The organism is Chryseobacterium sp. II3a (assembly GCF_057815135.1).
The window spans coordinates 72484-90915 of record NZ_JBYPZJ010000007.1; the positions used below are offsets into that span (position 1 = coordinate 72484).

An 18432-nucleotide genomic window follows, 5' to 3' on the forward strand; every position below is an offset into this window, starting at 1 on the left:
GAATAAGTATGAAGAGAGTTTATTTCTTACTCGCATTCTCAGCACTTGGAATGAGTGTCTACGGACAGAAAACAACAGATCAGAGAGTTGCAGAACTTTTGTCTAAAATGACACTGGAAGAAAAAGTAGGGCAGATGGTGCAATACAGTGGATTTGAATATGCCACAGGGCCTCAGCATTCTAATTCAGCTGCAGTGTTGGAAGAAATAAAAAAGGGAAAAGTGGGCTCTATGCTTAATGTTGCCGGAGCAGAAGAAACCAGGGCGTTTCAGAAACTGGCTATGCAATCCCGATTGAAAATTCCTTTACTCTTTGGGCAGGATGTTATTCATGGATACAGAACTACTTTTCCTGTCAACATCGGACAGGCTGCAAGTTGGGATCTGGGAATGATAGAAAAATCAGAAAGAATTGCTGCTACAGAAGCATCTGCTTATGGTATTCACTGGACTTTTGCCCCGATGGTTGATATTGCCAGGGATCCGAGGTGGGGAAGAGTGATGGAGGGATCAGGAGAAGATACTTATCTGGGAACTCAAATCGGATTGGCAAGAATTAAAGGATTTCAGGGAAAAGGATTAGGGAATCTTGATGCAGTTATGGCCTGTGCAAAACATTTTGCAGCTTATGGTGCAGCAGTAGGCGGCAGAGATTATAATTCTGTTGATATGAGTCTCAGACAACTGAATGAAACTTATCTTCCGCCCTTCAAAGCTGCCGCAGAAGCTGGAGTGGCTACATTTATGAATTCTTTCAATGATATCAACGGAATTCCGGCCACAGCCAATCAATATATCCAAAGAAATTTACTAAAAGGAAAATGGAATTATAAAGGTTTTGTGGTTTCGGATTGGGGAAGTATCGGAGAAATGATTCCTCACGGATACGCAAAAGATGGCGCTGAAGCCGCTGAAAAAGCAATTCAGGGAGGCAGTGATATGGATATGGAAAGCCGGGTATATATGGCAGAACTTCCGAAACTTATTAAAGAAGGAAAAGTAGATGCTAAGCTTGTAGATGATGCCACAGGAAGAATTTTAACCAAAAAATTCGAGATGGGGCTTTTTGATGATCCTTACCGGTTCAGCAACGAAAAAAGACAAAAAGAACAGGTTAATAACCAGGAAAATAGAAAATTCGGAAGGGAGTTCGGATCTAAAAGTATTGTTCTTCTTAAAAATAAAGACAATATCCTTCCCCTTTCAAAAACAGTAAAGACAGTGGCTTTGATTGGCCCATTCGGTAAGGAAACGGTAGCCAATCATGGGTTTTGGTCTATTGCTTTTAAAGATGATACCCAAAGAATTGTTTCACAGTTTGATGGGATCAAAAGTCAACTCGATAAAAATTCTACTTTATTATATGCAAAAGGCTGTAATGTAGATGATCAGGACAAAACGATGTTTGCTGAAGCTGTAGAGACCGCCAGAAAAGCAGATGTGGTGATTATGACTTTAGGAGAGGGACATGCGATGAGCGGTGAAGCAAAAAGCCGAAGTACTATTGGTTTTTCCGGGGTACAGGAAGATCTGTTAAAAGAAGTAGCCAAAACAGGAAAGCCGATTGTCCTTATGATTAATGCAGGAAGACCTTTGATTTTCAACTGGGCAGCAGATCATATTCCAGCTATTGTTTATACCTGGTGGCTGGGAACGGAAGCAGGAAATTCTATTGCAGATATTCTGTTTGGAAACGTAAACCCGGGTGGAAAACTTCCAATGACTTTTCCAAGAACTGAAGGGCAGATTCCTGTCTATTATAATCACTACAATACAGGTAGACCTGCAAAAAATAATACAGACAGAAATTATGTTTCAGCGTATATCGATCTTGACAATGATCCAAAATTTCCGTTTGGATTTGGATTAAGCTATACAGACTTTACCTACTCCGATATGATTTTAAGTTCTGAAAACCTGAAAGGAAGTCAGAAATTAAACATTAGTGTTACAGTTTCCAATACAGGAAAATATGATGGAGAGGAAGTGGTGCAGCTTTATATAAGAGATCTTTTTGGCAAAGTAGTAAGACCCGTAAAAGAATTAAAGGGTTTTAAAAAAGTATTCATCAAAAAAGGAGAAGCTAAAAAAGTGGAATTTACACTGACTCCGGAAGATCTGAAATTTTTTGATGACGAATTGAATTTTGACTGGGAAGCAGGTGAGTTTGATATTATGGTGGGAACCAACTCTCAGAACGTACAAACTAAAAGAATTAATTGGACGAAATAAATACTCTTTAGTCTGGCCACAATAAAAGTAAATGCCTTTAGCTCAACTTAATCATCATAACGCTATGAAAATTAAACTCCGAAATACCCTTCAGTTGTATGCAGCAGGAATATTAGCCTTATCTGTGATGAATTGTGCTTCCAACAAAGCAGATCCTGGGAGAAAACTGATTTGGAGTGATGAATTTAACGGAAAAGGTCTTCCAGATTCACTAAAATGGAACTATGATGTAGGCGGAGATGGTTACGGAAATAATGAAGCTCAGTTTTATACCAAAAACAGACTGGAAAATGCCCGTATGGAAAATGGAAATCTCATTATTGAGGCTAGAAAAGAAGATTGGAAGAACAATAAATATACTTCTGCAAGGCTCTTGACCAAAGGGAAATTTTCATTTCAATATGGAACGGTAGAAGTTCGGGCAAAACTTCCAAAAGGCCGGGGAACATGGCCTGCGATCTGGATGATGAACGAAGGTATGAAGAAATGGCCTGATGACGGCGAACTTGATATCATGGAACATGTGGGATTTAATCAAGGCTATATCCACGCATCAGTACATACTAAAAAATACAATCATATTTTGGGAACTCAAAAGACTGACACTTTGATTGTAAAAGATGTAAGCGAAAAATTCCATGTATATAAAGCAGATTGGACCCCGGAAAAAATTGATGTTTACATTGATGATCAGAAAATTTTCACTTATGAGAATAAAGAAAAAACCTATGAAGCGTGGCCTTTTGACCAGCCTTATTTTATCATTTTAAATCTGGCAGTAGGCGGTTTCTGGGGTGGAAAAGAGGGAATAGATGATAGCATCTTTCCACAAAAGTATTATATAGACTATGTAAGGGTCTATCAAAATAAATAATGAAAAAGAGGACATAGAAGTCCAAAAAGAAATCATGAGAAAACTAATCGTAAGTTGTTTTGTAATCGGTATTGCCATCAATGTCAATGCCCAGAATTATTGGAAAAAACATGAAGGGAAAACAGCTAAGGTAATTCTTACCAACTCCAAAGCGAATGAGAGAATGGTGGATAAAGGTCCCGTAAAATTTGAGCAGTTCGGACAGCCGAAGGAAACGGAAGCCTGTATTTTTGTAGCTCCTGGTTTTAAATATCAAAAGCTGATCGGAATTGGAGGAGCTATTACAGATGCATCCGCAGAAACATTCTACAAAATGCCAAAGAACAAGCAAAAAGAAATTCTTGAAGCTTATTTTGGAAAAAACGGATTGGGATACACAGTGGTGCGTACCAATATGAATTCCTGTGACTTCTCCAGCGATTCCTATACCTATGTAGAAGATAATGATACTTCTTTAAAAACATTCAACCTTGCTCATGATGAAAAGTATAAGATTCCAATGATTAAGGAAGCACAGAAGGCAATAGGAAATAATTTTACTTTTTATTTCTCACCATGGAGCCCACCAGCCTGGATGAAGTCTAATAAAAGTTTATATAAAGGCGGAAGGTTGGAAAACCAATACTATCAGACATGGGCAGATTATTATATTAAATTCATTAAAGAATACGAAAAAAGAGGGATCAATGTCTGGGGATTAACTGTTCAAAATGAACCTATGGCGACCCAATCCTGGGAATCATGTATCTATACAGCGGAAGAAGAAGGGGAGTTCCTGAAGAATAACCTTGGCCCAACCCTTTGGAAAAACGGCTATAAAGATAAAAAAGTAATGATCTGGGATCACAACAGAGACCTGATTTATCAAAGAGCAACTACCACACTTGGTGATCCTGAAACTTCAAAATATGCTCATGGAATTGGCTATCACTGGTATGAAACGTGGAATAATAAAACTCAGTTATTTGACAACCTTGCCGAAACCCATCGAGCTTTTCCGGATAAGTTCCTTGCCTTCACTGAAGGCTGTAAAGAACAGTTTGCCATGGACAGGATTTATGATGTAAGTCTGGGTGAGTTGTACAGCAAAAATATGCTGAACGATTTTAATAAAGGAAATGCTTTATGGACAGACTGGAACATTCTTCTGGATGAGACCGGAGGACCTAATCATAAAGGGAATTTCTGTTTTGCACCCATTATTGCAGACACGAAAACAGGAGAAGTTTTTTATACTTATGAATATTATTACATTGGGCATGTATCAAAATACATCAAGCCTAATGCACAAAGGATTGGTTCATCTTCTAACAGAGCGGCATTGACGTCTTCAGCTTTCATGAATGAAAATGGACAGCTGGTTACGGTCATTATGAACGATTCCGATAATGATATCGAAACCAATCTTTGGATTGAAGGAATGGCAGCTAAGGTAAATGCTCCGGCACACTCTATACAGACCGTAATTTTATAACATCATATTAATATTATTTTAGCAGAATCGGCGGCCTCGTAGAGGCCGCCGATTTCATTTCGTATTATTTTTCCTTAATCCTGGATAGGATATTAGTTTTAATTTATAAATTATTCACAATAAACGTATATGATTAAATAGTCTTAATTTCATTATTTAAAGGTTTTGTTGGTTTTAAATTGGTGTTTTTAATTAGTGAATTATTTTAAGTGTCAGTATGTGTGTTATTTATGTGTTGTTTTCTAATTGGGTCTCTGGTGTGGAATTTAAGAATAGTATGTTTTTGGCTTTGTTTTTTTATTAATTTTAATTCAGTTTTAATATGAAAAACAAATTTTATGAAAACATCAATGACTAACGAAGAATTTTATGCCGGCTTACGGCAGCTTCCCAAGCCTCAGTATCCTTTTCCTCATTTTGTTCATCCTGCTATGCAGGAGCAAAGAGAAGAGTACTACAAATGGATTGATACAGAATATGCTTTTCACAGCAAAGAAGCTCGTGAAAAACATAAAAAACATCATTTAACCGATATTGCAGCGAGGGGTTGCCCCTTTCTTAAAACAATTAAAGAGCTCAGACCTTTGGCAAATTATACAGCTAACGGAGCGATGATGGATGATTACTTTGATCGTTGTTCACATGACGAAATGTATGAAATAACCAATCGTATTATTGAGTTATTAAGTGGAAATAACCCCAAAGAACCGGTTGAGAATGGTATATTTCATCTGTATTGGGTACTAAGACAGGATGCTATTGCCTGTGAAGTACCTGCTCATCTCTATAATAGATTTGTAAAATCAATAAGATATGTATTCATGGGATATTCTGATGAAAAAGTATATTATAGAAAAAATGAAATTCCTCCGTTGTCTGTTTATCTTTTGATTCGGGAAGCAACCAGTGGAGTTCAGCCTTATTGTAATTATGTAGCATTGCAGAAAGAATATCGTTTATTACCAGATGAAATTTTTGATCACCCTCATATGAAACGGCTTTATACTCTTTGCTCCTTGATGATAGGCATTCATAATGATATTATTTCATTACCTAAAGAACTGCATAGGGAAGGTGATACCATGAATATTGTGAAAGTAGTGCAACAGGAAAACAAACTGTCCCTGCACGATGCTTATATGTTGGCACTCGAGATTCATGATGATTTTTTGAAAGAGTTTTTAGTTCTGCAGGAGCATTTACCTTCTTTCAATCAATGGCAGAATATGGTGTATGACTATGTACAGGATTTGGGAGTGATGGTTTCCGGAGTATATGCATGGCATACCAATGATACATCCCGTTATGTTAATGGTGGTTATGTGGAAGGTGAATTCGTTGGAAATGATTAATTCCTGATTGGGTTGTAGCAAATAAAGAAACCCATGAAATGGTTTTCATGGGTTCTATATTGTAAAACGAGTATTCTCGTCAGATTTAATAGTTTGACAGTGGATTAGTTTTCAGCATCATATTTACTGATCACTCTCTGAGTAACCCCTGAACTGCTGAAACCTCCATCATGGAAAAGATTCTGCATCGTTACTTTTTTAGTAAGATCTGAGAATAGAGTTACACAATAGTCTGCACATTCAAGAGCTGTAGCATTTCCTAGTGGAGACATATCTTCAGCATAACCAAGGAATCCTCCGAAACCTTTCACTCCGCTGCCTGCCGTAGTCATTGTTGGAGACTGAGAAACGGTATTTACACGTACTTTTCTTTCTCCCCAGTAATTTCCGAAAGTTCTTGCAATACTTTCCAGATAAGCTTTGTTATCAGACATATCATTGTAGTCCGGGAATGTTCTCTGAGCTGCAATATAAGTAAGTGCTAAGATACTTCCCCACTCATTCATACAGTCTTTCTCCCAAGCTACACGCATTACTTTGTGGAAAGAAACCGCTGAAATATCCCAGCCTTTTTCCAACCAATCGTAATTCATTTCCGTATAATGTTTTCCTTTTCTTACGTTGATAGACATTCCGATAGAATGTAGGATAAAGTCAATTTTACCAAATTTTGCAACAGCAGCGTCAAAAAGTTTCTCAAGATCTTCGATAGAAGTAGCATCTGCACCTATAACTTCAGAACCTGTTTTTTCGGCTAAACCATTAAGTTCTCCCATTCTCAAAGCAATAGGAGCATTAGATAAGATGAATTCTGCACCTTCCTCATGACATCTCTCAGCAACTTTCCATGCGATAGATTGTTCATTAAGGGCTCCAAATATAATTCCCTTTTTGCCTTTAAGTAAACCGTATGACATAATTTTTTAATGTTTATTGAAATACAAATGTAGCAATAATTGTGGTTATGACATAATAAAAATGGAGCCTTATCAATTATAAGACCCCATTTTCTTGAAAATATTTATATGACTGAAATTTTAATTGGTTTTCTTGTTCCATTCTGCCTTTACATCTTCTGCTGCATCCTTGGTTTTTTCCCAAGCTTCATCTGCTTTATCTTTAATGTCTTCCCAGGCATCGGATACATTAGCTTTTACCCTTTCTAGCCAGTCTTCTTGTTTCGCTTCTTCGTCATTATTCCGCTTTTCATTAATATAGTCCTTGGCTTTATCTGCCAATTCATTGATTTTCCATTTAGCATTGTCCGTTGCATTCTGTAAAGAATTTTCTACATTATTTACTGCATTTTCCGCTTTGTTGTAATCTGAATTGTTCATAATACTATAAATTTGGTTTGGTAATATTGAATAAACAATAACCATTCCTAAAATCTGATGACTTTGTTAAACTTTTCATAATCTTTTGTTATCCTTTTCAAAATCAACCTTACCTTTATTCTATTAAAATCAATCATTATGGAAAAAATACGCTGTGGATGGTGTGAAAAAGATGATCTCTATAGAAAATATCATGATGAAGAATGGGGGAGACCCGTTTACGATGATGAAACGATTTTTGAATTTCTTATTCTTGAAAGTTTTCAGGCAGGTCTGAGCTGGTACACCATTCTTTCCAAAAGAGATAACTTTAGAAAAGCATTTGATTTTTTTGATTATAAAAAAGTTGCTGTTTATTCTGATGAGAAAATAGAGGAACTTATGAATGATGCCGGAATTATCAGGAACAGGCTTAAAATATTGGCTGCAATAACCAATGCTCAGAGATTTATGGCGGTTCAGAAAGAATTTGGCAGTTTTTCAAAATATATCTGGGGGTTTATAGATGGGGTGCCCATTGATAATAAACCGAAGGCTTTATCAGAAGTACCAGCAACCACGGAAGTTTCTGATTTAATTTCCAAGGACCTTAAAAAAAGAGGGTTTAAGTTTGTGGGTTCAACAGTTATTTATGCTCATATGCAGGCTACAGGAATGGTAAATGATCATATCGAAACTTGCTTTATAAGGAATTTTAAATTATAGTTTATTCAAAATATAGTGATGTTTTTTGATAATTTTGTATGAGATATTTTTTAAATATAACAATTTAATTCACCAAATTATAATGGCTGAGACGGTATTTAATCCGCTGTTAATTAATATATTTTTCATTTGTAAGTGAATACTGATTGCTTTAATCACTTTGTTGTGTTTTAAATTATTGATTTATTAAAATAATTATATATTTATTAAAAAGTTTGTATATTTGCACCCTCAAAAACATAGGTGATGCAAAGAAATTATAAACCACGATATAGTCTTCTCTTTTTACTTTTTGCTGTCTTTTTGAATGCTCAGATTGGGATTGGATTGGCGAGCCCGGATTCTTCTGCAATGTTTCATGTAAGCGCTAAAGATAAAGGTGTGCTTCTTCCAAGTATTGCCTTAAATTCAGATTCTGATGCACTTACCATAGCTGCTCCGGCAGATGGTTTGATTGTATGGAACAACGGAAAAGCTGGATTAGCAGAAGCTGGATTTTATTATTGGTTTGCTTCCAAATGGAACAGACTTTCAACTTCTGCCAATACTAATAAAGGAAATGATAGTACTGGATGGAATACAACGGGAGAGAACGCTGGAACCTATAGTGGTGCCAATACTGCTTTGTCATTGGGAACAAAAACAATGGATGATCTCATCTTTAAGGTAAATGCTGCCACAGCAGGAAGACTGGGTGTTGATAATTCTGTAAGTTTTGGATTAGGGGCTAATGCTGGCCAGAACGGAATTGCTATTGGAAGTTCAAGTTCTGCATTTCAAGGAATTTCTATTGGTAGCGCAGCTGCAGTTACTGCCAACGACGCTTTGGCGATAGGAAACAAATCCACAGCTGGAGCTTTTAAATCCACAGCTATTGGGTATAATGCTCAAACCAGTAAAAATGAGTCCACAGCAATTGGAAATAATGCTTCAGCCGGAGGATTTCAGTCAATTGCTTTGGGATATAATGCTAAAACAAATACAAACAGTGAAACAGCTTTAGGATATAATGCTGTTACCAATAAAGAAAACTCTACAGCAGTAGGTTCAGAGGCCAATGCCCTGGGACAATTCTCTACTGCAATAGGATATGGAGCAACTACCTCACAGGCCAATGCTATTGTGTTGGGAAATAATAATGCGAATGTAGGCATTGGCACGGGGGCTCCAAATACCTCGGCAAAATTAGATGTAAACGGGCAGTATAAGCTGGGCGAAAGAGGCAGTGTACAGAAAAATCAGATCAATTTTGAAGTATGGCCGGGTGTTTCCATCAATAATTTGCCTCCCGGAAAATCTACTACGTTGGAAATTGCTGTTCCAGCCGGATTTCAGCCAGGCTCTACAAGAGCTGTAGTAGTCGTATCTCCAGCCGGAGATTTTGCAGGGAACTCCACATTCTCGATTTCTAATCCAAGAATGAATTCCACCTCAAGTATTGTGATTAATCTTACCAATATTTCAGGAAGTGCAAACAGTCTCTACTCAAGTCATTTTTATGTGATGATTAATGAGTTTTAAAGTTGATAATAAGTTTTATTATAGTTGATATGGTGTTAAGGGCCTCCAGTTTTGGAGGTCTTTTTTTATGAGTGTGTATGCAAAATAGAGGCTGCAATAGCCCAAATATACCCAACGATCATCTGAAAGATTATAAATGAAACAGGAATCATCAGACTTCTTAAAAATATAGATCCTTTAGAATATCCGGATTGAGAGAAAAACTGCACATAAAACCACAATCCATAGACAAGACTAAATACAGTAAATGCCATAAAATAAATTGAGATAACAGCAGCAGAGTTCTTAAACAAGAAAGTGATGAGAGTAAATGCCAATAGAGCAATCATGTCTCCGCTTGTTTTATAAGCGTTAAGAACAAGGTGTTCAGAATAGTTAAATCCAGCTTTTAGAAACCACAGATAACTAAAAATTGAGTTGAAAGGGATAGAAAGGAGCAGAAAAATTTTAAAATAAGTGGTCATAAATTCCTGGAAAGAACTCATCATCGCTTTCTGATCATCAGAAACCAAAGCACTGTAATCCATATTGGAATAATGGGAAAGTATTGATGAAATGGTGGCTGTTAATAATAAAAGGGTAACAAAATTAAAATAATTTACTCTTTTGCCCAGAATATATTCTCTTACACTGTTTCCTGGTCTTGTAAATAATTCTTTTATCGTGTACAGAATTCCTTTGTCCACATGCCATACTCCATGGATTAAATCATGTTCAATAAAGTGTTTTAAAGAATATCTGTGAGTACTGGTTTTTTGCCCACAATGGCCACAGTATTTGGTCGTAACAGGTTGGTTGCAGTTTAAACAGGTATCATGCATTTTGTAAAACTTTTTTTAGTTAGACTAACGAGACTTAATTTCGTTACGCACATTTTTCTGGTTTTTCCAGATGATTAAAAAAATAGGAAGAAAAGCGATAGGCATATACGTCAAAGGACCTATTCCTTTTTTGATTGTTACATAGAGACAAGCCCCAAGCATAATTCCTAAAATGATACTTAAGAAAAGAAGTATTGCTGTTCGTTTTTTAAGCTCGGTCTTAAGCTCTTCAACGGATAATTCTGACAGTTTACGATCACCTGCCTGTTGTATGGTTTTCATATTCAATCTTAGTTTTATAGTTATTAGGTTTTTGCTAAATTAATAAAAAAGAGAATTGATAAAATTGAACCTTTAAAAAAAATGCCTGAATCCCTGTAAATATACCCTAAAGTGTAGTCAAAATTTATATACAAAAGATTGTAAAAGAGAACAGATTAATTAAAAAATAACATTTTAAGCAAAAATATTGTGTACAAAATAAATTGAGTATTTTTGTTTTTTTAAAATAAATTATGATTGCGCTGTCAGAACATTTATGCTTTAAGACCTATGCTGTTTCAAGATATATTACAGGACTGTATAAGCCTTATTTGGATGAAATATCACTCACATATCCTCAATACCTTGTAATGCTGGTATTGTGGGAAAATGGAGAAATGAATATCGGAAAGATTGGTGAACATCTTCATTTGGATAACGGGACTTTAACTCCTTTATTAAAAAGAATAGAAAAGAACGGATTTTTGACCAGGACCCGAAGTCTGGATGACGAAAGAGTAGTCCGTATCAATCTTACAGAAAAAGGAATATTGTTGAAAGACAAAGCGAAACATATTCCGGAGGCAGTTCAAATCTGTTTACATCTGGATGAAGAAAAAAAGAAACAGCTCATCTCCGGTTTGAATGAAATATTATCAACACAATCCTTATCCAACATATGAAGAAGATAGGAATCATAGGGTATGGCTGGCTGGGAGCCAGAATAGCAGTATCTATTTCAGATCAATACGAAATCTTTGCAACCACAACAACCGATGAAAAAGCAAAAGAACTTAATGGCAAAGGGATACATGCTATAGTTGCTCATTTCCCTGATTATCAGATTTCTGAACCCTATTTGAAATGGGAGGTGATAGACCATCTGGATGTTTTAATTATTACCATTCCGATTTCAGAGAAAAGTTGTTGCGTAAGTTCACTATACAACAGAATTCAAAATTTATCGTCTTTTATCGGAGATTTTAAAGGACAAATGTTTTTAATGAGCTCTACAGGAGTTTACCCGGATATTGAAAAAGAATTTATCGAAGATGATATTCCCATTGAAAAAGTTTCAGGAGAAAGAATGTTTAGAAGAAAATACTCACAGGTAAATATTTTGAGACTTGGAGGTCTTATGGGAGATCAGAGACTTCTTAAAAATTATAATGTGAGTAATCTTGATTCTGCGGTTAACCATATCCATTACAAAGATATTGCAGGTATTCTCTTAAAAATGATCGACAATGAAGCAAAATCAAAATTGTATAATGTAACAGCCTTGTTACATCCATCAAAAGCTCAGGTTATCAATGTTCAAAAAGGCATACAGGAGAGGGAAGAGATGGAAGTTATAAAGGGAAAGAAAATTTTATCTTCAAAACTGGTTTCAGACTTAGAGTATATTTTTGAATACCCGGATCCACGAAAATTTCATGAGAATTAATTTGAACCATTAAATAAATTAAAGATGCGAAGTTTCGCTAAGAAGATTAAACATATTCTTTTTCATTCTGTAAGAATTTCAACAGCAAGTTTAAATATTTTAAATCATCAAGATTGGAAAAGTATGGATGAAATTACATTAAGAGTAATAAAAAAAATCTACGTTACCACAAATTCAATCCTGTTTTAATATATTTCAATGTACATCTATAAAACATCAATAGGGACGGGCTTTAGCCCGTCTTTTAAATTCATTTCCAATCCATTGGCTTTAGCCAAAACCTATAAAAAAGCCTCTGGAAAAACTCCAAAGGCTTTTTATGCATAAAATGGATTGTACCATTTATCTTATTTAATAATTCTGTCAAGAACCCAAGTAATAAGATTCTTTTCAGAATTGTGGTGGTCTGTAGAGAATTCTCCACGTCTTCTGTTTGCCACTACGTTATTTACGGTAATCGCTTTATGGCCTAATAATTTTGAAAATGCATAGATCGCAGAGGTTTCCATTTCAAAGTTGGTAACTCCAAGATCATTCAATGTTTCAAGGAATTGATCATCTACAGCCTTTAGACGAAGCTGTCTTCCCTGTGGTGCATAGAAACCTGGGAATGTAGCTGTGTTTCCGTGGTATTTAGCATCTTTATAATATTCACCCATTTCTTCTGCCCAGTCTGAGAAATAAAGCATAGGTTTAATTTTTTCGTAAGGGAATCTTTCCATAAAGCTTCTTGAAAACTCATTTTCAAAGTTGTAGTCCTGGTAGAAATGCATTAAACCATCTAATCCAACTACGTTTTGAGTAACCAGCATATTATCAACCTGTACATCAGGGTTCACACTTCCACAAGTTCCCATACGGAATAATTCAAGGGCTTTGTGCTCTGTTTTGAACTCCTTATTTTTAAGATCGATGTTTACCAGGGCATCCAGTTCGTTCATTACGATATCGATGTTCTCAGTTCCGATACCTGTAGACATTACGGTGATTCTTTCTCCACGCAATGTTCCTGTATGCGTGTAAAATTCTCTTTTGTTTTTTTTGATTTCTACGGTATCAAAATATTTTGAAACCTTTGCTACTCTGTCCGGGTCACCCACAAGGATGATTTTATCAGCAATATCTTCAGGTAAAAGATTCAAGTGGTATACACTTCCGTCTTCATTCAGAATAAGTTCTGAAGCAGCAAGTTTGTTTAGCATAATTTATATTTTTTGTTTTTTTAATTGATGAAAATTGCCTCTTTATAAGGTGAAGCCATAAGTTGATAGATCGAATCGTATTCCTCAACAATCCTTTTTTGTCCGTCCATCACTTCATATACAGTCACTACTGTCTTTTCAAAGTTTTTAGGATCTTTTCTCTGGGAAGTAATCTCATAAAAATGATTATCTTTTTTAAGAATAGAAACCAATTCTTCTTTGGTCGAATTATTAGAAGACATCATTCCCGGAAATTCCATAACAACATCTTTAAGTTCCGCATAGCTTTTGTAAGGTTTGGTTATTCCGTTAGAATATACATACACGTTAGGTACCGGTTTATCCTGTTCCAGACGGACCAGATAATAGTCATTTCCTTTTTTTTCAGCATATATGGCCATTTCCTGTTGTTTTGCGGGCTTATCTGCCTGCTTTTTCTTTTGCGAAAATGCTGTAAGAGAAAGGAAACTCGCTGTAACAGCAAACAATAATTTTGTTTTCATACTCCTATTTTATTTTTGATGTGTTGAATTTAATTAAAAAAATCCTCTCCCAATAACCTCTCGCCATTATTTTAACGGTATTTTAGAATAAACCGTTCCTTAAAGAATAATGAATCTGATTTCGGGGTTTAAAATTAGTGAAAAATATTGTATCAAAAATATAAACATTATTTAATCTGCTATTAAAATTGAGATAACATCCTATTAATAGTTTTGCGGATAAAAATTCATGAGATCTTATCCACTGCTTGTTGTCATCCTTTTGATAGGATTTGCAGTAATGTCTTTTAATCCTGTTTACCGGGGTAAAGAAAGTGAAAATACATTTATTAATAAAGGGTTGTCAGATTTTAAAGGTAAGCTCGAGCAATTAAAGTCTGATGTTCGTAAGTTCTCTGAAGACCGTATTAGTCTCGAAGAATTGCAGGAATCATTAAAAAACACAAGAAATTCTTTTAAGGAAATTGAATTCTATATTGCTTATCATTATCCTGAATTCACCAAAACTCACCTTAATGCAGCGCCTTTATTTCATATTGAAGCTGCCGGAACATCATCATATACACTGCCTCCGGAAGGGTTGCAGGTATTAGATGAACTCGTGTTTTCGGATGAAGCTGCAGATGAAAAAGAAAAGATAAAAACCATTACCGATTTTTTATACAACAGCTATTCAGGGTTCTATCTGAGTGCCATAAAAAATGGAATGAGTAAAGGAAACAATAAAACACTGCCTTTGCGCATAGAGCTGATCAGGATCTACTCTCTGGGAGTGACAGGTTTTGATACCCCGGGTTCTTTGAATATTTCCGAAGAAGCCAGCCATGCGCTTTCCGGAATGCAGAAATATATCAATGATGATCCGTATTTTAAAAACTATAATAGCCAAAAAGCAGATCAGACCTTAACGGAAGCCATCAGTTACCTTTCAAAAAATAAAGATTTTGAAACCTTTGACCGAATTGAATTTTACAAAAAATATATTCAGCCTCTGTATGAAGAATTAGGAAAATGGGATGGAAGACCTGATGATCTGAAGGAATTTTCAGGATGGAATGTCAATAACAAAAACCTTTTCAGTAGTGATTTTTTAGATCCCTATTTTTATACCTTGTTGAAATCATCAGAAGATAATCCGGATCTTCGAAATCTGGGAAAATCAATTTTCTATGATCAGAATTTAAGTGGCAATGGGAAAATGAGCTGTGCAACCTGTCATCTTCAGGAAAATGCTTTTACAGACCTTATGGCAAAATCACCAAGTAATGTAGAAGGAAAAACAGTATTGAGAAATTCACCATCTTTATATAATGCAGTTTTTGCAAAAAGGTTTTTCTATGATTTACGTGCTTTTTATCTTGAACAGCAGGCTGAACACGTTATTTATAATGAAGATGAATTTAATACAAGCTACGAAAGTATCATTCAAAAGTTAAAGACAAAGCCTGAGTATAAAAAAGCATTCCGTAACGCTTTCAAAGATGGTAAGATCAATAAAGAAAATTTTTCAAAGGCATTAAGTTCCTATGTAGCTTCATTATATTCCTTTGATAGTGATTTCGACCGTTTTATGAGAAATGAAAAAAGTGTTTCGGATGATGTGAAAAAAGGATTCAATTTGTTTATGGGAAAAGCGAATTGTGCTACCTGTCATTTTGCACCTCATTTTTCAGGGCTTGTACCGCCATTTTTTAATGAAAATGAGTCTGAAGTTTTGGGAATAACTACAAAACCAATTAAACAAATTCCTATAGAGCTGGATCAGGATCCTGGAAGAGGAAACAGCCCTGTGAAAAAAGAAAAATCATGGATCTATGACTACTCATTCAAAACAGTTACAGTAAGAAATATTGCCCTTACAAAACCTTATTTCCATAACGGAGCTTTCAATACTTTAGAAGAGGTTCTTGATTTCTATAACGAAGGTGGTGGAGAAGGATTGGGACTCAAGATGAAAAATCAGACACTTGCTGCTGATAAATTAAACCTTACCCAAACAGAAATGAAACAAATAATTGCTTTTCTGAATGCACTTACGGATGTGAGTAGGGCGAAGTAGATGGTAAAGATATTTTTTTGCTTTTTAAGTGAGGGATTCATGATTAGTTGGCGGGGATTTGTTATTCGTGATAACAGAGTGCAGATGCCCGCTTTACGTATCTGAAGCAGAGTACTAAATGTAGTATCAGCCCCGGAGATAAATCAGCTTCCGGAACACTTTCGTTAAAATGGGAATGTAAATTTCTAGACTTTTGATATGGTCTTGAAATCTGTAGGCCTCATATGGGTAAGCTGCTGAAAATTATTGCTGAATGCAGATATATTAGAATAACCAATTTCGTATGCTATTTCCGTCATACTCAAATCAGTATCTTTTATTAATTCCATGGCCCGAATAATTCTCAGCATTTTCAAATATTGAATAAAAGTGATATGCAGTTTTGTTTGAAACAATCTTGTTAAACTTCTAACACTCATTCCGGATATCTTTGCCATATCTTCTAATGTATGACTTTCATTTAACCTATTTCTAAGATGATCGGTAATTGCATTAAGCCTCTGATCTTCTGTTGTGGGAAGCTGAATCGAAAATTTTTTAAGATTTTCTTTTGACAATACTTTCTTAAGCGTTGATAAAAACTCAAATTCCCAGGTATCTTTTTCGTAATCTCCCTGCCATTTTTCGCTGAAAGATAGCATTTCTGATAAAAGTTTACTCACTGGATAAATTCCTAATTCATTATAAAAGTCATCTGTTTCTTTCTCTGGGAAATAGATATTGATCATGTATAGATCCTGTGTATTAAACATCAGATTATGAGAATAATTCTTGGGTATCCATAGATAATGATTAGACGGAATATAGAAATCCTTTTCACCCGTTTGCAGATAAGCAATTCCGCCATAAACCAGCAGCAGCTGAGCCTTATCATGCTGATGGGAAGGAAAACGCTGCTCAATCTGTTGCCGCATTACTAAAATTGAATCAGGATTCTGATCAATAACATTTATTAGTTGGTTAAGACGTTCCATTTGGCCAAATTTAGCAAATATTAGGCTAATTATATAAAAAAATCATTTTAGGTGTTGAATAATTTTGCTCAATAATAATATAGCATTATGAAACAAAATATAGTAGGCCCTCATAAGGAGCTTGAAATACCGGATGAATATTATAATAATAAATTACCGTATTCAGCAGCGGATATTGATGCAGCGAATATTTACAGACTGACTTGTACGTATTCTAGCCCTTTTATGCCAATGATAGATCTAACCGTTGCGTTGGAAGAATTGATGAAGTTCTTTAAGGAGTGGTTGGCTTCTAAAAAGAAAGAAACAAAGCAATTATAAAGAAGAATGATGAAACAATACAGAACCATTTTAATTCTCAATATATTATTGTTGCTGTTGGTGCAATCTTTTTATGCCCAGAATACAGAAAATGTAAAAATATTGAGTTTGGAAGAAATATGGAAAATTGCCGAAGTGAATAATCGTCAGTTAAAACTATCTGATTTAAATTTTCAGCAAAGTAAGCTGGAGGTGCTTGAGGCAAAGGATCGCTTGATTCCCGAACTTTCGGTAGGAGGAGAGATAAAAGCCAATTCTAAATTTCTGATTTATGACAATGGTTTATTCTCATCCCCACAGGATGTACCAGTAAAAGGCTATGGATACGGAATAGGATATAATTTGAATTTTAATCTTTTCAATGGTGGCAAAGACCGCATAAATATTCTCATGGAAAAAGAAGAAGAGGTACGGAAACAATATGAATTTGATCAGCAAAAGAACAATGTAAAATACAGTGTTGCGGCGGCTTATTTCGATTTATATAAGTTTCTGCACTTTTATGATTTTCTGGATGCGGAAATTGAAACGGAAAAGAAACAGCTGTCGCTTATAGAAAGTCTGCATAGAAATGGTACTGTACTAAAGAGCGATGTGCTGAGGACTTCCGTAAAATTGTCGCAATTAGAACTCACTCTTTCCGATGTTGAAAAGAAGATTGAAATCGCTAAACAACGCATCAATATTCTGATGGGATATGAAAATGATGCTGAACTAACTATTAATTATGAAGAGCCCGTTGAGTTAGATACCATTGCAAATGCTGGCTACAATGATTATATAGATATGGCTCTTAATACATCACCTGATTATAAGGTAGCCGATAGCGACATTAAATGGAGTGAACTCAATATTAAACAGATTAAAGCTGCATTATGGCCTAAAATTTCATTGTTTTCAAATTACAACTATACCTATCCTCAGATTTCTTTTTATCCATACTCAAATGATGTATGGGGATTTGGACAAACAGGAATTAAAGTACAATTTTCTCTTGATAACTTATACAAAAACAAACATTCGGTAACTCATGCCCAAATTACCAATAGTAAAGCAAAAGAAAAAGCAAACATTAAAAAGAATGAAATTTTGATCCAGGTAAAAGAAGCTTATTTACAGGAACAACAGGCTTTGGAAAACGTAAAAACAGCCATGAAAAACATTACAAAAACAACTGAAACGGTTCGGGTTATCAGAAGCAGTTATCTCAATCAGGAATCTCTTCTGACTGACCTTTTGGAAGCCGAAAACGCTTTATTGGAAGCGAAATTTAATGTAACAACTGCCCAGGCAAACGTAAAACTCACCCATATTAGATTGTTGACAATTGTAGGAATTCTTTAACGTAAA

At 35.3% G+C, this 18432-nt stretch carries 19 protein-coding genes; 12 read left to right on the forward strand and 7 right to left on the reverse strand.

From position 1 onward, the window contains the following. Nucleotides 1-8: 8 nt before the first annotated feature. From bglX to AC3HD6_RS16710, 4 genes are all read left to right on the forward strand, one after another. Nucleotides 9-2231 (forward strand): beta-glucosidase BglX, encoded by a 2223-nt coding sequence (bglX, locus tag AC3HD6_RS16695; protein ID WP_488897359.1) that lies wholly within the window; start codon nucleotides 9-11, stop codon nucleotides 2229-2231. 64 nt (nucleotides 2232-2295) lie between these two features. After that, nucleotides 2296-3105: a glycoside hydrolase family 16 protein gene (locus AC3HD6_RS16700; protein WP_488897360.1), complete on the forward strand. Its 810-nt coding sequence runs from the start codon at nucleotides 2296-2298 to the stop codon at nucleotides 3103-3105. A gap of 34 nt (nucleotides 3106-3139) precedes the next feature. Continuing rightward, the gene (locus tag AC3HD6_RS16705; protein WP_488897361.1) at nucleotides 3140-4579 is read left to right on the forward strand and encodes a glycoside hydrolase family 30 protein; all 1440 of its coding nucleotides are present in this window, start codon (nucleotides 3140-3142) and stop codon (nucleotides 4577-4579) included. 338 nt (nucleotides 4580-4917) lie between these two features. Next, the gene (locus AC3HD6_RS16710) at nucleotides 4918-5931 is read left to right on the forward strand and encodes a terpene synthase family protein (RefSeq protein WP_488897362.1); all 1014 of its coding nucleotides are present in this window, start codon (nucleotides 4918-4920) and stop codon (nucleotides 5929-5931) included. A gap of 104 nt (nucleotides 5932-6035) precedes the next feature. Here AC3HD6_RS16710 and AC3HD6_RS16715 read toward each other — a convergent pair whose 3' ends face one another. Then, complete coding sequence (locus AC3HD6_RS16715) at nucleotides 6036-6848, reverse strand: enoyl-ACP reductase FabI (RefSeq protein ID WP_068943051.1); 813 nt, start codon at nucleotides 6846-6848, stop codon at nucleotides 6036-6038. Between the two features lie 120 nt (nucleotides 6849-6968). After that, nucleotides 6969-7268, reverse strand: coding sequence for a DUF883 domain-containing protein (locus AC3HD6_RS16720; RefSeq protein ID WP_488897363.1), 300 nt, complete (start codon nucleotides 7266-7268; stop codon nucleotides 6969-6971). A 138-nt stretch (nucleotides 7269-7406) separates the two neighbouring features. Here AC3HD6_RS16720 and AC3HD6_RS16725 point away from each other — a divergent pair, with 138 nt between their 5' ends. Then, nucleotides 7407-7973: a DNA-3-methyladenine glycosylase I gene (locus AC3HD6_RS16725; protein WP_488897364.1), complete on the forward strand. Its 567-nt coding sequence runs from the start codon at nucleotides 7407-7409 to the stop codon at nucleotides 7971-7973. Nucleotides 7974-8219: 246 nt separating this feature from the next. After that, nucleotides 8220-9494, forward strand: coding sequence for a hypothetical protein (locus tag AC3HD6_RS16730; protein ID WP_488897365.1), 1275 nt, complete (start codon nucleotides 8220-8222; stop codon nucleotides 9492-9494). Between the two features lie 65 nt (nucleotides 9495-9559). Here the strand turns inward: AC3HD6_RS16730 and AC3HD6_RS16735 are convergent, their stop codons facing one another. Continuing rightward, nucleotides 9560-10315, reverse strand: a complete 756-nt coding sequence (locus AC3HD6_RS16735; protein ID WP_488897366.1) for a DUF3667 domain-containing protein — start codon at nucleotides 10313-10315, stop codon at nucleotides 9560-9562. Nucleotides 10316-10339: 24 nt separating this feature from the next. Continuing rightward, nucleotides 10340-10597, reverse strand: a complete 258-nt coding sequence (locus AC3HD6_RS16740; RefSeq protein ID WP_488897367.1) for a hypothetical protein — start codon at nucleotides 10595-10597, stop codon at nucleotides 10340-10342. A 233-nt stretch (nucleotides 10598-10830) separates the two neighbouring features. Between AC3HD6_RS16740 and AC3HD6_RS16745 the strand changes: the two genes are divergently transcribed. From AC3HD6_RS16745 to AC3HD6_RS16755, 3 genes are all read left to right on the forward strand, one after another. Then, nucleotides 10831-11259 (forward strand): MarR family winged helix-turn-helix transcriptional regulator, encoded by a 429-nt coding sequence (locus AC3HD6_RS16745; RefSeq protein ID WP_488897368.1) that lies wholly within the window; start codon nucleotides 10831-10833, stop codon nucleotides 11257-11259. Then, entirely contained in the window at nucleotides 11256-12023 is a 768-nt protein-coding gene (locus AC3HD6_RS16750; protein ID WP_488897369.1) for a Rossmann-fold NAD(P)-binding domain-containing protein, read from the forward strand. Before AC3HD6_RS16745 ends, AC3HD6_RS16750 begins: the two co-directional genes overlap by 4 nt. A 198-nt stretch (nucleotides 12024-12221) precedes the next feature. Next, complete coding sequence (locus AC3HD6_RS16755; RefSeq protein WP_488897370.1) at nucleotides 12222-12350, forward strand: hypothetical protein; 129 nt, start codon at nucleotides 12222-12224, stop codon at nucleotides 12348-12350. A 20-nt stretch (nucleotides 12351-12370) separates the two neighbouring features. Here AC3HD6_RS16755 and AC3HD6_RS16760 read toward each other — a convergent pair whose 3' ends face one another. Together AC3HD6_RS16760 and AC3HD6_RS16765 are read right to left on the reverse strand one after the other, a co-directional pair. Next, the gene (locus AC3HD6_RS16760) at nucleotides 12371-13225 is read right to left on the reverse strand and encodes a nucleoside phosphorylase (protein ID WP_347218154.1); all 855 of its coding nucleotides are present in this window, start codon (nucleotides 13223-13225) and stop codon (nucleotides 12371-12373) included. A gap of 20 nt (nucleotides 13226-13245) precedes the next feature. Then, nucleotides 13246-13728 (reverse strand): hypothetical protein, encoded by a 483-nt coding sequence (locus tag AC3HD6_RS16765; protein ID WP_068943059.1) that lies wholly within the window; start codon nucleotides 13726-13728, stop codon nucleotides 13246-13248. Nucleotides 13729-13957: 229 nt separating this feature from the next. On the opposite strand from AC3HD6_RS16765, the gene AC3HD6_RS16770 reads away from it, so the two are divergent. Beyond that, a complete protein-coding gene (locus tag AC3HD6_RS16770) occupies nucleotides 13958-15787 on the forward strand; it encodes a cytochrome-c peroxidase (RefSeq protein ID WP_488897371.1) in 1830 nt (609 codons plus the stop codon). 185 nt (nucleotides 15788-15972) lie between these two features. Here the strand turns inward: AC3HD6_RS16770 and AC3HD6_RS16775 are convergent, their stop codons facing one another. After that, nucleotides 15973-16761 carry a helix-turn-helix domain-containing protein gene (locus AC3HD6_RS16775; RefSeq protein WP_488897372.1) on the reverse strand — a complete coding sequence of 263 codons (789 nt, stop codon included), beginning with the start codon at nucleotides 16759-16761 and terminating at the stop codon, nucleotides 15973-15975. An 87-nt stretch (nucleotides 16762-16848) separates the two neighbouring features. Between AC3HD6_RS16775 and AC3HD6_RS16780 the strand changes: the two genes are divergently transcribed. Then, on the forward strand, nucleotides 16849-17082 hold the full coding sequence (locus AC3HD6_RS16780; RefSeq protein ID WP_488897373.1) for a hypothetical protein: 234 nt from the start codon (nucleotides 16849-16851) through the stop codon (nucleotides 17080-17082). 9 nt (nucleotides 17083-17091) lie between these two features. Next, on the forward strand, nucleotides 17092-18426 hold the full coding sequence (locus AC3HD6_RS16785; RefSeq protein ID WP_488897374.1) for a TolC family protein: 1335 nt from the start codon (nucleotides 17092-17094) through the stop codon (nucleotides 18424-18426). Nucleotides 18427-18432 lie beyond the last annotated feature (6 nt).

Excerpts from the sequence above, each read along its gene's own strand:
- bglX (WP_488897359.1), top strand. The coding sequence starts at position 9 with ATGAAGAGAGTTTATTTCTTACTCGCATTCTCAGCACTTGGAATGAGT.
- AC3HD6_RS16700 (WP_488897360.1), top strand. The coding sequence starts at position 2,296 with ATGAAAATTAAACTCCGAAATACCCTTCAGTTGTATGCAGCAGGAATA.
- AC3HD6_RS16705 (WP_488897361.1), top strand. The coding sequence starts at position 3,140 with ATGAGAAAACTAATCGTAAGTTGTTTTGTAATCGGTATTGCCATCAAT.
- AC3HD6_RS16710 (WP_488897362.1), top strand. The coding sequence starts at position 4,918 with ATGAAAACATCAATGACTAACGAAGAATTTTATGCCGGCTTACGGCAG.
- AC3HD6_RS16715 (WP_068943051.1), bottom strand. The coding sequence starts at position 6,848 with ATGTCATACGGTTTACTTAAAGGCAAAAAGGGAATTATATTTGGAGCC.
- AC3HD6_RS16720 (WP_488897363.1), bottom strand. The coding sequence starts at position 7,268 with ATGAACAATTCAGATTACAACAAAGCGGAAAATGCAGTAAATAATGTA.
- AC3HD6_RS16725 (WP_488897364.1), top strand. The coding sequence starts at position 7,407 with ATGGAAAAAATACGCTGTGGATGGTGTGAAAAAGATGATCTCTATAGA.
- AC3HD6_RS16730 (WP_488897365.1), top strand. The coding sequence starts at position 8,220 with ATGCAAAGAAATTATAAACCACGATATAGTCTTCTCTTTTTACTTTTT.
- AC3HD6_RS16735 (WP_488897366.1), bottom strand. The coding sequence starts at position 10,315 with ATGCATGATACCTGTTTAAACTGCAACCAACCTGTTACGACCAAATAC.
- AC3HD6_RS16740 (WP_488897367.1), bottom strand. The coding sequence starts at position 10,597 with ATGAAAACCATACAACAGGCAGGTGATCGTAAACTGTCAGAATTATCC.
- AC3HD6_RS16745 (WP_488897368.1), top strand. The coding sequence starts at position 10,831 with ATGATTGCGCTGTCAGAACATTTATGCTTTAAGACCTATGCTGTTTCA.
- AC3HD6_RS16750 (WP_488897369.1), top strand. The coding sequence starts at position 11,256 with ATGAAGAAGATAGGAATCATAGGGTATGGCTGGCTGGGAGCCAGAATA.
- AC3HD6_RS16755 (WP_488897370.1), top strand. The coding sequence starts at position 12,222 with ATGTACATCTATAAAACATCAATAGGGACGGGCTTTAGCCCGTCTTTT.
- AC3HD6_RS16760 (WP_347218154.1), bottom strand. The coding sequence starts at position 13,225 with ATGCTAAACAAACTTGCTGCTTCAGAACTTATTCTGAATGAAGACGGA.
- AC3HD6_RS16765 (WP_068943059.1), bottom strand. The coding sequence starts at position 13,728 with ATGAAAACAAAATTATTGTTTGCTGTTACAGCGAGTTTCCTTTCTCTT.
- AC3HD6_RS16770 (WP_488897371.1), top strand. The coding sequence starts at position 13,958 with ATGAGATCTTATCCACTGCTTGTTGTCATCCTTTTGATAGGATTTGCA.
- AC3HD6_RS16775 (WP_488897372.1), bottom strand. The coding sequence starts at position 16,761 with ATGGAACGTCTTAACCAACTAATAAATGTTATTGATCAGAATCCTGAT.
- AC3HD6_RS16780 (WP_488897373.1), top strand. The coding sequence starts at position 16,849 with ATGAAACAAAATATAGTAGGCCCTCATAAGGAGCTTGAAATACCGGAT.
- AC3HD6_RS16785 (WP_488897374.1), top strand. The coding sequence starts at position 17,092 with ATGAAACAATACAGAACCATTTTAATTCTCAATATATTATTGTTGCTG.